Origin of the sequence: Streptomyces sp. NPDC001351, assembly GCF_042896045.1 — a bacterium.
Classification (GTDB): Bacteria; Actinomycetota; Actinomycetes; order Streptomycetales; family Streptomycetaceae; genus Streptomyces.
Window position 1 is genome coordinate 552,168 of the sequence record NZ_JBIAWS010000007.1, and the last position, 13,071, is coordinate 565,238.

13 protein-coding genes are annotated in these 13,071 nt (G+C 73.1%); 6 read left to right on the forward strand and 7 right to left on the reverse strand.

The window, feature by feature from the left end; genetic code table 11:
• Positions 1–43: 43 nt before the first annotated feature.
• Positions 44–811 carry a glycerophosphodiester phosphodiesterase gene (locus ACFY1U_RS27850; RefSeq protein WP_390696828.1) on the reverse strand — a complete coding sequence of 256 codons (768 nt, stop codon included), beginning with the start codon at positions 809–811 and terminating at the stop codon, positions 44–46.
• Positions 808–1,461 (reverse strand): YitT family protein, encoded by a 654-nt coding sequence (locus ACFY1U_RS27855; RefSeq protein WP_390696829.1) that lies wholly within the window; start codon positions 1,459–1,461, stop codon positions 808–810. The genes ACFY1U_RS27850 and ACFY1U_RS27855 overlap by 4 nt, the downstream gene beginning before the upstream one ends.
• A gap of 100 nt (positions 1,462–1,561) precedes the next feature.
• Between ACFY1U_RS27855 and ACFY1U_RS27860 the strand changes: the two genes are divergently transcribed.
• On the forward strand, positions 1,562–3,061 hold the full coding sequence (locus ACFY1U_RS27860; protein ID WP_390696830.1) for a PLP-dependent aminotransferase family protein: 1,500 nt from the start codon (positions 1,562–1,564) through the stop codon (positions 3,059–3,061).
• A gap of 46 nt (positions 3,062–3,107) precedes the next feature.
• On the opposite strand, the gene ACFY1U_RS27865 is transcribed toward ACFY1U_RS27860, so the two are convergent.
• Positions 3,108–4,787: a hypothetical protein gene (locus ACFY1U_RS27865; protein WP_390696831.1), complete on the reverse strand. Its 1,680-nt coding sequence runs from the start codon at positions 4,785–4,787 to the stop codon at positions 3,108–3,110.
• 40 nt (positions 4,788–4,827) lie between these two features.
• Complete coding sequence (locus tag ACFY1U_RS27870) at positions 4,828–5,022, reverse strand: hypothetical protein (RefSeq protein ID WP_390696877.1); 195 nt, start codon at positions 5,020–5,022, stop codon at positions 4,828–4,830.
• A gap of 260 nt (positions 5,023–5,282) precedes the next feature.
• Between ACFY1U_RS27870 and ACFY1U_RS27875 the strand changes: the two genes are divergently transcribed.
• From ACFY1U_RS27875 to ACFY1U_RS27895, 5 genes are all read left to right on the forward strand, one after another.
• Positions 5,283–5,675, forward strand: coding sequence for an ankyrin repeat domain-containing protein (locus tag ACFY1U_RS27875; RefSeq protein ID WP_123963814.1), 393 nt, complete (start codon positions 5,283–5,285; stop codon positions 5,673–5,675).
• A gap of 301 nt (positions 5,676–5,976) precedes the next feature.
• Complete coding sequence (locus tag ACFY1U_RS27880) at positions 5,977–7,395, forward strand: HEAT repeat domain-containing protein (RefSeq protein ID WP_390696832.1); 1,419 nt, start codon at positions 5,977–5,979, stop codon at positions 7,393–7,395.
• A 186-nt stretch (positions 7,396–7,581) separates the two neighbouring features.
• Complete coding sequence (locus ACFY1U_RS27885) at positions 7,582–8,727, forward strand: glycosyltransferase family 4 protein (RefSeq protein ID WP_390696833.1); 1,146 nt, start codon at positions 7,582–7,584, stop codon at positions 8,725–8,727.
• Positions 8,724–9,881 (forward strand): glycosyltransferase, encoded by a 1,158-nt coding sequence (locus ACFY1U_RS27890; protein ID WP_390696834.1) that lies wholly within the window; start codon positions 8,724–8,726, stop codon positions 9,879–9,881. Before ACFY1U_RS27885 ends, ACFY1U_RS27890 begins: the two co-directional genes overlap by 4 nt.
• Positions 9,878–10,726 (forward strand): SGNH/GDSL hydrolase family protein, encoded by an 849-nt coding sequence (locus tag ACFY1U_RS27895; RefSeq protein WP_390696835.1) that lies wholly within the window; start codon positions 9,878–9,880, stop codon positions 10,724–10,726. Before ACFY1U_RS27890 ends, ACFY1U_RS27895 begins: the two co-directional genes overlap by 4 nt.
• A gap of 103 nt (positions 10,727–10,829) precedes the next feature.
• Here ACFY1U_RS27895 and ACFY1U_RS27900 read toward each other — a convergent pair whose 3' ends face one another.
• Genes ACFY1U_RS27900 through ACFY1U_RS27910 form a run of 3 tightly spaced genes read right to left on the reverse strand, consistent with a single transcriptional unit; the run spans position 10,830 to position 13,068 of the window.
• Complete coding sequence (locus ACFY1U_RS27900) at positions 10,830–11,699, reverse strand: biotin-dependent carboxyltransferase family protein (protein WP_390696836.1); 870 nt, start codon at positions 11,697–11,699, stop codon at positions 10,830–10,832.
• Positions 11,696–12,313 (reverse strand): allophanate hydrolase subunit 1, encoded by a 618-nt coding sequence (locus tag ACFY1U_RS27905; RefSeq protein ID WP_390696838.1) that lies wholly within the window; start codon positions 12,311–12,313, stop codon positions 11,696–11,698. Before ACFY1U_RS27905 ends, ACFY1U_RS27900 begins: the two co-directional genes overlap by 4 nt.
• Positions 12,310–13,068 (reverse strand): LamB/YcsF family protein, encoded by a 759-nt coding sequence (locus ACFY1U_RS27910; RefSeq protein ID WP_390696839.1) that lies wholly within the window; start codon positions 13,066–13,068, stop codon positions 12,310–12,312. The genes ACFY1U_RS27905 and ACFY1U_RS27910 overlap by 4 nt, the downstream gene beginning before the upstream one ends.
• Positions 13,069–13,071 lie beyond the last annotated feature (3 nt).

Consider the following 13,071-nt stretch of genomic DNA (forward strand, 5'->3'; position numbering starts at 1 on the left):
TGAAGTGCCGTGCGAAGGAACGGGCGAGCGATCGCCGGGGCGCTCAGACCCAGACGCCGCGTTCTTCCATGACCTTGCGCAACGTGTCGATGTGATCGGTCATGATGCCATCGACTCCCAGGTCCAGGAGCCGGTGCATGCGCTCGGGCTCGTTGATGGTCCACACGTGCACCTGCAGCCCGCGCGCGTGGGCGGCGCGTACGAAGCGGTGGTCGACGACCTGGATGCCGGACTGCGCCTCGGGCACCTGCGCGGCGACCGCGGAGGCGCGCAGTGCGGCCGGGACGCCCCAGGAGCGCAGCCGCAGGTTGAGGACGCCCCGCGTGCCGTACGACGTCGCCAGGCGCGGACCGGCCAGCCGCTGGGCGCGCACCACGCGGGCCTCGGAGAAGGAGCCGACGCAGATCCGGTCCCACGCGTGCGTGCGCTCGATCAGGTCCAGGAAGGGGTGGAGCGAGGACTCCGCCTTCAGGTCGACGTTCCAGCGCACCTCGGGGAAGGTCTCGAGCAGCTCCTCGAAGAGCGGCACCGGCTCCTTGCCCGCCACGCGCGCGTGGCTCACGTCCTTCCACGGGAGGTCGGCTATGCGCCCGGCGCCGTCCGTCATGCGGTCCAGGGTCGAGTCGTGGAAGGCGACGAGCTTGCCGTCCGCCGTGGTGTGGACGTCGGTCTCGATGTAGCGGTAGCCCGCCTCCACCGCCCGCCGGAACTGCAGCACGGTGTTCTCCAGGCCGTCCGCGGCCCCGCCCCGGTGGGCGAAGGCGATCGGGCCGGGATGGTCGAGATAGGGGTGGCGTATCCGCGTGGTCACCGTCGAAGTATGGCCCTGCGGGGTTGCCCTTCGGCAACGACCGTGCTGCCGCCGGATGCCGACGGGACGTCGAACACCCGCAGGAAGAGCTGGGCGAGCGGGCCGATCGAGACCGCGTAGAGGACCGTGCCGATGCCGACGGTGCCACCGAGGATGAAGCCAGTGGCGACGACCGCCACCTCGATCGCCGTCCGCATCAGGCGGATCGAGCGGCCGGTACGCCGGTGCAGGCCCGTCATCAGCCCGTCCCGCGGGCCCGGCCCGAAGCGGGCGGAGATGTAGAGGCCGGTGGCCACACCGTTGAGCAGGATGCCGGCCAGCAGGAGCGGGATCCGTACGGCCAGGGAGTGCACGTCCGGGACGAGGGCGAGCGTGCCGTCCATGGCGAGGCCGACCACGAAGACATTGGAGACCGTGCCGAGGCCCGGGCGCTGGCGCAGCGGGATCCACAGCAGCAGCACCGCCGCGCCCACGACGATCGACACGACCCCGATGGTCAGGCCGGTGAGCCTGGCCAGGCCTTGGTGCAGCACCCCCCAGGGTTCGAGGCCCAGGCCCGCCTCCACGAGGAGTGCGGAACTCACGCCGTACAGCGCGAGTCCGAGGTACAGCTGGATCAACCGTCGCCCGAGACGGTTCTTCGTGGACAAGAGGTGCCCCCCTGTGGTCGCAGTGGCCTGGTTCGTGACACCCTGTGGCTTGGGTGGAAACTTCATCCATGGCCAATTCCGGGAAGGTGGACTGATTTCCATGGCGACGTGGACTTCGGCGATGGGGGCGGCGCAGCTCGCCCGGCTGCTCAACTCCCAGCAGGACCGCCCGGCCGGGCCCGGCACCCGCCGCCCGCCCGCCTACCGTGCCCTGGCGGACGGCATCCGGCTGCTGGTTCTGGAGGGCCGCGTTCCGGTGGCCGCCCGGCTGCCCGCCGAGCGCGAGCTGGCCCTGGCCCTGTCCGTCAGCCGTACGACGGTCGCGGCGGCCTACGAGGCGCTGCGCACCGAGGGATTCCTGGAGTCCCGGCGCGGGGCCGGCAGCTGGACCGCCGTACCGGCCGGCAACCCGCTCCCCGCGCGCGGCCTTGAGCCCCTGCCGCCCGAGGCCCTGGGCTCCATGATCGACCTGGGCACCGCGGCACTCCCCGCGCCCGAGCCATGGCTGACCCGTGCCGTCCAGGGCGCCCTGGAGGAACTGCCGCCGTACGCCCACACGCACGGCGACTACCCGGCCGGGCTGCCCGCGCTGCGCTCGATGATTGCCGACCGGTACACCGCGCGCGGGATCCCGACGATGCCCGAGCAGATCATGGTGACGACGGGAGCGATGGGGGCGATCGACGCGATCTGTCACCTCTTCGCGGGCCGGGGCGAGCGCGTCGCCGTCGAGTCCCCGTCGTACGCCAACATCCTGCAGCTGATGCGGGAGGCGGGGGCGCGGCTGGTGCCCGTGGCGATGGCCGAGGGTCTGGCCGGGTGGGACATGGACCGCTGGCGGCAGGTGCTGCGCGAGGCCGCGCCCCGGATCGCGTACATCGTCGCCGATTTCCACAATCCGACCGGCGCGCTCGCCGACGACGACCAGCGGCGTCAGCTCGTGGAGGCGGCCAGGTCCGCGGGGACGGTGCTGATCGCCGACGAGACGATGAGCGAGCTGTGGCTGGACGAAGGTGTCGAGATGCCGCGGCCGGTGTGCGGCTTCGACCCGGCCGGGTCCACGGTGATCACCGTCGGATCGGCCAGCAAGGCCTTCTGGGCGGGGATGCGCATCGGCTGGGTGCGCGCGGCACCGGACGTGATCCGCAGCCTGGTCGCCGCGCGCGCGTACGCCGATCTGGGCACCCCCGTGCTGGAGCAGCTCGCGGTGAACTGGCTGTTCAGCACGGGGGGTTGGGAGGAGGCCGTGGAAGTGCGGCGCGGCCAGGCCCGGGAGAACAGGGACGCGTTGGTCACCGCGGTGCGGCGGGAGCTGCCCGACTGGGAGTTCGAGGTCCCGAGGGGCGGACTGACGCTGTGGGTGCGGACCGGCGGGCTGTCGGGCTCCCGGCTCGCCGAGGTGGGGGAGCGGGTCGGGGTGCGGGTGCCGTCCGGGCCGCGCTTCGGGGTCGACGGTGCCTTCGAGGGGTATGTGCGGCTGCCGTTCACCGTGGGCGGTGCGCTGGCCGACGAGGCGGCGATGCGACTGGCCGCGGCGGCTCGGCTGGTGGAGAGCGGGGCGTCGGGGAGCGGGGAGTCGCCGCGGACGTTCGTGGCGTAGCCGCGGGGTGCCGTTCCAGGGGGACTGCGGCATCCGGCGGCGGAAACTACTGCGCCTCTGCCGCCATGGCCTCCGCGGGCACCGGCTTGGCCTCGGCCGGCTCCTCGTCGATGGGCACTGCCTCGACCGGCACTGCCTCGACCGGCGCCGTCTCGACCGGCGCCGTCTCGACCGGCTTGGGCTCGGCGCACTCCTGGTCGGCCGGTGTGGTCCGCGGCGGCAGCAGCGCCAGGACCGCCTTGCGGTGCGCGTCGCTCGCCGTGTCGTCGTACGGGTCCGGAGTCGACGGCACCTGGAGCCGGTGCACCGGGCCCGTGCCGAGGCGGGCGTAGCCGCGGCCGGGCGGGACCTCGGCGGCCGGAGTGCTGGACGGAAGGGCACCCAGGACCCCTGACAGCTGCTCCGCGGTGGCGGGGCCGAGGACGACACGCGCGCGCGTGTGCTGCCGTACGCCGTCGCTCAGCGCTTCGGCGTGGTCGAGCTGTTCGCCCACCACGACCGTCACATTCACCGCGCGGCCGTGCCGGAGCGGGACCTGGAGCAGGGACTGCGGGTCCTCGCGGCCGTCCGCGGCGGCGAGATGGGTGAAGGCGCTCGGGCGGTCCAGGAGGAGCCACAGGGGACGCTTGGTGTCCTCCGGCGGCGGCTGCCCGGCCTGACGGGCGCGGTTCGCGGCGATCAGGCGGCGCTCCGTCTCGAGGGCGGCCCACTCGAGGCTCGTCAGCGCCCCGGTCAGGCCGCACTCGACGGCCAGAACACCGTCCCGGCCGGTCAGGCATGCGAACTCGCCGGTGCCGCCCTCGACGATCACGACGTCGCCGTGCTGCAGCGCCTGCACGGCGATGGAGCGCAGCAGGGTCGAGGTGCCGCTGCCGGGCCGGCCCGTGATCAGGAGGTGCGGTTCGGTGGAGCGGATGCCGGTGCGCCAGACGACCGGCGGAACGTCACGTTTGTTCTCGCCGTAGGTGAGCGGAAGCGTGCGCTGGACCTGGGTGGGGTCCGTGAAGCCGAGGACCGTCTCGCCCGGCGCCGTGACGAATCGCTGGGCGGCGATGTCGGTGGGCAGCGGGGGCAGCACCGTGACCGTCAGCTCGTTGCCCTCTTCCTCCCAGGCGAAGTGGTACTCGCGGCCGCGCCCCGACTTGGCGTGCAGCAGCTGCTCGATCCGGGCACGGGACTCGGCCTCGCCGTCGGTGAAGTACGCCGGGTAGCGGATCACGAGCTGGGTGACGCGGCCCGATTCGTCGAACTCGTACGCGGGGAAGGCCTTCTCCCACTCGCCGCCGTAGGTGTACAGCGGGGCGGGGTCCTCGGCGATCGAGAAGTACGGGATCAGGGCCTCGTACAGCGACTTGAGGCGCTGCACCTGGGACTCGTCCGGCCCGTCGGGCGCCGCCGGTGCGCGGTTCCGGCCGTGCAGGGCTGCCGCCGTCATCAGGCCGATGACGGCGAGCAGGGGGCCGTAGGGCACGAGTGCCACGACCAGGATCACGGAAGCCGCGAGGAACAGCAGCGGCCCACGCCGGTCCTTGGGGGTGTCGGCCCACTTGTGCCGCCCGGCCGCCGCCAGTCGGCCCAGACCGCGGGTGATCGTGATCAGCGGGTGGAGGACGTCGGTGGCGCTGTCGGCCGCCGTCCGGGCCAGCTCCCGGCTCCGGGCGATCTGCATCCGCGCGATCTGCGCGTTGTCCTTGCTCAGGATGCGGGGAAGGGGGCGCCGGGCCACTGCGTTCTCCTGGTGGTGCGTGCGGGCGGGAGGGGTGGCGTCAGAACTTGATGCCGCCGAGGAGACTCGCGAGGCTCTCGCCGCCGGCCTTGATGCTCGGGGCGATCGCCGTGCTCGCGAGGTAGAAGCCGAACAGGGCCGAGACCAGGGCGTGCGAGGCCTTCAGGCCGTCCTTGCGGAAGAAGAGGAAGACGATGATGCCGAGCACGACCACGCCGGAGATGGACAGGATCATTTTTTTCTCCTGGTTCACGGGGACAGTCACCATGAGTACTTCCAGGATCACAGCATGTATCCATCATATTAAAGGTGCAAATGGATGAATCTCGGTAGATTTCCCTCAAGTGGTCGAGCCGGGTGGGGCGGACCGGGCCGAACCTCCGTGGCCTGCCTGGTCTGTGGTGATCTTTACCTCCGGCGGGCCGGGCCATGTACCGCGGAAGCCAGTACCCTGGCGATTCACCTGAACGGTTGTATTGAGAGGCGGTCCGGCCGATGACTGAAGCCCCCGACCCCGAGGTCGTGGAGCTGGCGACCAAGATCTTCGATCTGGCCCGGCAGGGGCAGACCGAGGCGCTCGTGGCGTACGTCGACGCGGGCGTTCCGGCCAACCTCACCAACGACCGCGGTGACTCGCTCGTGATGCTCGCCGCCTACCACGGACACGCGGACGCGGTACGCGCCCTGCTCGCCCGGGGCGCGGAGGGCGACCGGATCAACGACCGGGGCCAGACCCCGCTCGCCGGGGCCGTCTTCAAGGGCGAGACGGACGTCATCAAGGCCCTCCTGGAGGGCGGTGCCGATCCGGCCGCGGGCACCCCGTCGGCCGTCGACACGGCGCGGATGTTCGGCAAGACGGAACTGCTCGAGTTGTTCGGCGCACACTGATCCGAATGTTCTGACCAGCACAAACACAGAAAACGGGGGAGGCGGTACAGGGCCGCCGAAATTTCGGTCGCGGCAGGTCGAAGTGCCGAGTCATCATGACGTCGTGATTCACGGACGCGATGGCTGGGCAGGTGTTGCCGCACCGCGCGGGCCGTGATGCGGTCCGCGAGGGCCACTGACGAGAGGCAGAGGAAGATGGTCTACAGCAAGCAAGAGACGGCGGGCGCCCCGACGTTGTGTCACGCGGCCAGGTAATGCGTGTTCCCCGGTTGCGTCGACGCTTGATGTGAGGCTGTTTCCCATGTTCGATCCGGTCATAGCGCCCAGCGGTACGCTGCTCGGCCTGCTCCAGCGGGGCCGCGGCGACGGCACACTGCACGCGCTCACAGCCCCGCGCGCCGAGGCGCTCGCGGCGCTGAACCACTGTGTGCTGCGCGACCCCCGCCACGACTGGCAGGTGGAGAACCGCTCCCTCTACTACGCCCGTCTCTACCTCGACCTGAACGGCGAGCTGGACGAGATCGAGGCGCACCTCTTCGACGTCGAGGACGTCTTCGACACCGAGGAGTCCCGCACGGGACTGGCCCTGGCCGTCCTCGGCCACCTCGCCTCCTACGGCAGGCGGGACGCGCTCGAACTGCTGCGCAGGTACGCCGCCTCCGGCTCCAACTGGGCCTGGGCCCTCGACGAACTGGCGCTGCGCGACGACGACGCCGGCCTGCGGGCCCTCGCGGCTCCCGTGCTGGCCCGCTTCGCCACCGACGCCGAGGGCGAGGCCGAGCTGGCCGCCGTCGTGCGTGACGCCTTCGAGCCCCGGCCGTGGCGGCTGTGGGCGGAGGATCCGCGCGAATCGATCGCCACGCGGGTGCGTGCCGCTCAGGAGACCGGCTGTTTCGACCGCTGGCAACGCCAGATGCGGCCGTCCGGGCCCCGTCCGGGGTGGAGCGTGCGGGCCGTGTTCGAGTGGGCCCAGCAGGGCATCGAACGGGGCGCCGCGCTGCACGTCCCGGCCGCCCGCTGCCTCACCGCCGTCGCCGGCCCCGAGGACCGGCCCGAGATCGTGCAGGCCGCCAAGGACGGCATCGACGGAGCCCGCTGCACCGCGCTGCGCTATCTCGCCGACAGCAATGATCCCGACGCCCTCGATCTGATCGAGGGGGCCGTGCTCACCGGCTCACCGGCCGTCGTGGAGGCCGCCGTCGACGCCTTCGAACGGATGTGCAGTGTCGCCGCCGTCGACCGGGCCCGCGGCTGGGCCCACCGGCCCGACCCCCTGGGCGCCGCCGCCGGCCGTATGCTCGCCTGCCGCGGGGGAACCGAGGACAAGGACCTCGTCCTGGGAGCCTTGCGCGAAGCCGTACGAGGCGAAGGGCCGGACGCCCCGACGCTGTGGACCCTCGTCGACGGCACCGGCCGGCTCGGCATCGCCTGCGCCGCCCCCGTGCTGCGCCATATCTATCGCGAAACCGCCTCCTCCCACCTCCGCGGCCGGGCCGCCCGCGCCCTGGCTGCCACCGACCCCTCCTTCCCGGCAGGCTTCGCCGTCGAGTGCCTCTGGGACTGCGAGGAGACCACCCGCGAGATCGCCGCCCGGCACGCCGAGACCGGCGACGCACGGGTCGTCGAACAGCTTCGCCGGCTCGCCGCCGACCCGGCCGAGGAAGCCGAAGTGCAGACCGCCGTACGAAGTCGGATCGCACCCGACGGACCCACTGTCTGAGCCGGCCGCGCACGCGTACGCCGGGCCGCATCAGGGCTCCAGGGTGAACAACGGGTGACCCGCGGGTCAGGCGGTCATGGACAGGGCCTGACCTGCACGGGTGTGCGAAGGAACGCTCACGGGACGTTCATCGTTCGCAAAGATCCACGTTGACGCGACCACGTCCGGTACGGCGAGAACACCGGTATGCGTGTCGTCATCGTGACCGAATCCTTTCCCCCCGACGTGAACGGCGTGGCCCACTGCGCGCTCCAGACCGCCCGGCACCTCGTAGATCGCGGTCACTCCCCGCTCGTCATCGCCCCGGCCAGCACCGCCCTCGTCGGGCGGGCCGGGATCGGGCCCGACGCCCAGGCGCCGTGCCCCGTCGTCCGTGTCCCTTCCCTTCCGCTCCCGGGCTATCCCCAGGTCCGTGTCGCCCTGCCCAGCCGCCGTCTGGCCGCGGCCGTCATGGAGCACCGGGCCGATATCGTCCACCTGGCCAGCCCCTTCGTCCTCGGCGTCCGCGGCATGGCGGTCGCCGCCCGGCTCGGCGTCCCGGCCGTGGCCGTCTACCAGACGGATCTGGCCGGATATGCCCGTACCTACATGGGCGCCGGGGAGGCCGCGGCCTGGCGGCGCATCCGCTCCGTCCACTCCGCCGCCGACCTCACCCTCGCCCCCTCCAGCGCCTCGATGCACGACCTGAAGACCCACGACGTGCCCAGGGTCAAGCTCTGGCAGCGCGGCGTGGACACCGTCCGTTTCCGCCCCCACCTGCGCGACGAGGCCCTGCGCCGCGAACTCGCCCCGAACGGCGAGCTGATCGTCGGCTACGTCGGCCGGCTCGCCCCCGAGAAGCACATCGAGCTCCTGGCCGGTGTCTGCGGCCTCGACGGAGTGAAGGTCGTGGTCGTCGGTGACGGCCCGAGCCAGCCGAGCCTCGCCGAGGCGCTGCCGGGCGCGGTCTTCCTCGGCCGACGCACCGGCGACGAACTCGCGCGGATCTACGCCTCGCTGGACGTCTTCGCGCACACTGGTCCCTTCGAGACCTTCTGCCAGACCGTGCAGGAGGCCATGGCGAGCGGCGTACCCGTCGTCGCTCCCGCCGCCGGAGGCCCCCTCGACCTGGTCGCCCACGGGCGCACCGGCCTGCTGGTGCCGCCCCATGACGCGGACGCCGTACGGGACGCCGTGCAGTCCCTGGCCGGGGACCCGGAGCAGCGGATCAGCTTCGGCGCCACCGCGCGCGCCACCGTGGAGGGGCGCACCTGGGCCGCCGTCGGCGATCAGCTGATCGGACACTACGCGGACGTGCTCGCCGCCCGGCAGAAGACGGCGGTGGCGGCATGACCTCGTTGCGGATCGTGCGACTCGCGAACTTCGTCGCCCCCTCCTCCGGAGGTCTGCGCACCGCCCTGCGCGAACTGGGCAAGGGCTTCAAGGCCGCAGGACACGAGCCCGTGCTCATCGTCCCCGGCGAACGCGCCGACGACCGCGACACCGAGCAGGGACGCGTCATCACGCTGCCCGGGCCGCTGCTGCCCGGCACGGGCGGATACCGCGTGCTCACCGACAAGCGGCGGGTGGCCCGGGTCCTGGAGGAGCTGGCGCCCGACCGTCTGGAGGTATCCGACCGTACGACCCTGCGCTGGACCGGCAAGTGGGCGCGGCGCGCCCGCATCCCCGCCGTGATGGTCTCCCACGAGACCGCCGACGGCGTCCTGCGCACCTGGGGGCTGCCGGAGGGCGCGGCCCGTCGCGCCGCCGACGCCCTCAACGTGCGTACGGCGCACACGTACGCGCGCGTGGTGTGCACCACCGAGTTCGCCGAGCGGGAGTTCGTGCGGATCGGCGCCCGCAATGTCGTACGGGCCCCGCTGGGCGTCGACCTGGTCGAGCGGCATCCTGCGCTGCGTGACCCGGGGCTGCGGGCACGCTACGCGCGCGCGGACGAGTCGCTGCTCGTGACATGCACCCGGCTGTCCGTGGAGAAGCGGCCCGGCACCGCGCTGGACGCCCTCGAGGCGCTCCTGCGGCGGGGCCGGCGGGCAGTGCTGGTGGTGGCCGGGGACGGGCCGCTGCGGCCGCGGCTCGAACAGCGGGCGCGGGAGCGCGGGCTGCCGGTCACCTTCCTCGGGCACGTCTCCGACCGCGGCGCGCTCGGCGCCCTCCAGGCCTCCGCCGATGTATGCCTGGCACCCGGGCCCGCCGAGACCTTCGGGCTCGCCGCGCTGGAGGCGATGGCCTGCGCGACACCCGTGGTGGTGAGCACGTCGTCCGCGCTGCCCGAGGTGATCGGATCCGCCGGAGCCGTCGCCGCGGACCGCGGCGAGGCCTTCGCGGACGCCGTCGACATGCTGCTCGAACTCCCCGAGCGGGAGCGGCGCGAGACCGCACGCGCGCGTGCGGAGTGCTTCGGGTGGGACACGGCCGTCGACGCGTTCCTCGCCGCCCACGACGCGACGGTACCGGTGCGTCCCGTCGTGCCCGGAGGCGTGGCATGAGACCGGTGCGTTTCGTCGCCCTCGGCGACTCGCTGACCGAAGGGGTGGGCGATCCCGTCGCCGACGGGTGGCGCGGCTGGGCCGCGCTGCTCGCCGGCGGGCTGGCCGAGGAGCCCGTGGAGTTCACCAACCTCGCCGTCAGCGGCGCCCAGACCCGGGAGGTGCTGGAGCAGCAGACACCGGCCGGGCTCGCCCTGCGGCCGGACGTGGTGTCCGTGGTCATCGGCGTCAACGACACCCTGCGCTGCACCTTCGACATCCACGCCGTGGCCGAACGGCTCGACAAGGTGTACGCCGCCTTCACCGAGCAGGGGGCGACCCTGCTCACGGCCTGTCTGCCCGACCCCGGCTCGATGCTCGGCCTGCCCGGCTCCCTGGCCCGTCCGCTGGCCCGGCGGCAACGGGCGGTCAACCGGGTGGTCCACGCGCTCTCCGACCGCTACGGGGCCGTCCATCTGCACGCGGCCGAGGAAGCCTGGATCACCGACCGCGCGATGTGGAGCGCGGACCGGCTGCACCCGGGCGAACAGGGGCACCGGCAGCTGGCCGTCCGCTTCCACGCGCTGCTGGCGGAAGCGGACCGTGCGTCGGGTGTCGCGCCTTCGCCCGAGCCGGAGTTCCCGGTGCCCACGAGGTCGGCGAGCCTGCTGTGGCTGGCCACGGCCGGTACGGCGTGGGTGGCACGGCGGTGCACCGACCTGCTGCCGCAGCTGTTGACGCTCGCCGCCGACGAGATGCGGCACCGGGTGCGGGGGACCAGTGCGCGGCTGGATCTGCGGGCCGCTGCGGCGGTCTCGGCAGCTTTGGCCGCGGTTTCTGTTGTGGAGCAGCCGGATGCGGCGTAGCTCCGCAGGGTGGGCGGTGAAAGGTCGGTGGGTCGTGCGGCCCGGCGTGCGGTGCGGGTCAGTGGTGGCTGGTCGCGCAGTTCCGCGCGCCCCTTTCGGGGCGCTAGCGGCGTCGGGTCCTCATGAAGCGGACCGGTGTGCCCGGTGCCGACTGGGCTGCGGCCGGGAGGTCCTGTGGGCGGACGACCGCGATCACCGGATAGCCCCCGGTGGTCGGGTGGTCGGCCAGGAAGACGACCGGTCTGCCGTCCGGCGGGACCTGGATCGCGCCCAGCACCATGCCCTCGCTGGGGAGTTCACCCGGTAGGGCCCGTTCCAGGGCGGGGCCTTCCGTACGCAGGCCGATGCGGTTGCTCGCGGGGGACACGCGGTACGTGCGGGACATGAACGTGCGCAAGGCCTCCGGGGTGAACCAGTCGTCCCGCGGTCCCAGTGTCACCCGTAGGACGAGTTCGGCCGGAGGAGCGGGCTGGGGGGCGACGTCCACGCGTGCGTGGAGGCGTGTCGGCGTCCCCAGGGGCAACACCATGCCGTCCGCGAGAGGGGCGGGGCCCAGGCCGGACAGCAGGTCCGTCGAGCGGCTGCCCAGTACCGGCTCGACCGTGATGCCACCGGAGACGGCCACATAGCTGCGTACTCCGGAGACGACGGTGCCGACCTCCAGGAGCGCACCCGCGGGCACGCGCACCGGCGCCCCCCAGGCGACCGGCCGGCCGTCCACCGTGACCGGGCAGGGGGCGCCGCCGACCGCGACCGTGACCGCCGAACGCGGCCGTAGGGCGCACCCGTTGACCGTGGTCTCCAGGACAGCTGCCTGCGGCGGGTTGCCGACCAGCCGGTTGACGAGCGCCGCCGCGGTGCCGTCGAGCGCACCGGAGCGGGGCACGCCGAGGTGGGCATGCCCGGGGCGTCCCCGGTCCTGGACGGTGGTCAGCGCTCCGGCTCGTACGACGACGAGTGCGCGGTCCGTCACGGGCACCCCACCGGGACGAAGCGCACGCGCGTGCCGGGCGACAGCAGCGCGGCCGGCACGCGCGCGTGGTCCCACAGCACGGTGTCCGTGCGCCCGATCAGCTGCCAGCCGCCCGGCGACGAGCGCGGGTACACGCCCGTGTACGGGCCCGCCAGCGCCACCGAACCCGCAGGGACGGCCGTGCGCGGAGTGGCCCGGCGCGGGACGTCGTACAGCGGCGGCAGACCGGTGAGGTAGCCGAAGCCCGGGGCGAACCCGCAGAAGGCGACGCTGAACTCGGTGGCCGCATGGATACGGGCCACTTCCCGCTCGCCGACGCCCCAGTGCGCGGCGACGTCGGCCAGGTCGGGACCGTCGTAGCGCACCGGGATGTCCACGACCGCCTGTTCGCGAGGAGGGGCCGGGGGCACCTCGGAGGCGGTCAGCTCGGAAGCCAGACGGACCGGGTCGTCGAGGCCGTCGAGCAGGACGGTGCGGGCCGCCGGGACGATCTCGCGCGCCGTGAGCAGGCCTTCCGCGCGCCGCCGCAGCAACTCCGCGTGCAGGGCCTGCGCCTCGTCCCCGGAGGACACCTCGACGAGCAGGGCGTCGTCCCCGACGGGCAGCGCCCTCATGCGAAGGCCTCCACCCGGACCCCCGATTCCTGCAGGCGCTCCCGGACGCGCCGGGCCAGTTCGACGGCGCCCGGCGTGTCCCCGTGCAGACACAGGGAACGCGCGCGTACGTCGACGCGTGCCCCGGAGTGCGAGGTGACCGTGCCGAAGCGGGCCAGGCCCACCGAGCGCTCCACCACGGCCTCCGGGTCGGTGAGCACGGCGCCTTCATGGCCGCGCGGCACGAGCGTTCCCTCCGGGGTGTACGCACGGTCCGCGAAGGCCTCCGTCACGGTCGGCAGACCCGCCTTGCCGGCGAGCTCCAGCAGGCGCGAGCCGGGCAGGCCCAGCACGGGCAGCGAGGCGTCGGCGAGCCGTACCCCGTCCACGACCGCGCCGGCCTGCCCCTCGTCGTGCACGACGCGGTTGTAGAGCGCGCCGTGCGGCTTGACGTACGACACACGCGTGCCGGCCGCGCGCGCGAAAACCTCCAGCGCGCCGATCTGGTAGGCCACCTCGGCCGCGAGCTCCGCGGGCGGCACGTCCATCGCGCGCCGCCCGAAACCCGCCAGATCCCGGTAGGAGACCTGGGCGCCGATCCGGACTCCGCGCTCGGCCGCCAGCTCGCACACCCGCCGCATGGTGGCCGCGTCCCCGGCATGGAAGCCGCAGGCCACGTTGGCGCTGGTGACGACGGACAGCAGCTGCTCGTCGTCGGTCAGCTGCCAGCGGCCGAAGCCCTCGCCGAGGTCGGCGTTCAGATCGATCGAGGTCATGGG

What these genes read in the sequence shown, in the direction of transcription:
- ACFY1U_RS27860 (WP_390696830.1), top strand. Translation starts at nt 1,562, where the DNA reads ATGGCGACGTGGACTTCGGCGATGGGGGCGGCGCAGCTCGCCCGGCTG.
- ACFY1U_RS27870 (WP_390696877.1), bottom strand. Translation starts at nt 5,022, where the DNA reads ATGATCCTGTCCATCTCCGGCGTGGTCGTGCTCGGCATCATCGTCTTC.
- ACFY1U_RS27875 (WP_123963814.1), top strand. Translation starts at nt 5,283, where the DNA reads ATGACTGAAGCCCCCGACCCCGAGGTCGTGGAGCTGGCGACCAAGATC.
- ACFY1U_RS27880 (WP_390696832.1), top strand. Translation starts at nt 5,977, where the DNA reads ATGTTCGATCCGGTCATAGCGCCCAGCGGTACGCTGCTCGGCCTGCTC.
- ACFY1U_RS27885 (WP_390696833.1), top strand. Translation starts at nt 7,582, where the DNA reads ATGCGTGTCGTCATCGTGACCGAATCCTTTCCCCCCGACGTGAACGGC.
- ACFY1U_RS27890 (WP_390696834.1), top strand. Translation starts at nt 8,724, where the DNA reads ATGACCTCGTTGCGGATCGTGCGACTCGCGAACTTCGTCGCCCCCTCC.
- ACFY1U_RS27895 (WP_390696835.1), top strand. Translation starts at nt 9,878, where the DNA reads ATGAGACCGGTGCGTTTCGTCGCCCTCGGCGACTCGCTGACCGAAGGG.
- ACFY1U_RS27905 (WP_390696838.1), bottom strand. Translation starts at nt 12,313, where the DNA reads ATGAGGGCGCTGCCCGTCGGGGACGACGCCCTGCTCGTCGAGGTGTCC.
- ACFY1U_RS27910 (WP_390696839.1), bottom strand. Translation starts at nt 13,068, where the DNA reads ATGACCTCGATCGATCTGAACGCCGACCTCGGCGAGGGCTTCGGCCGC.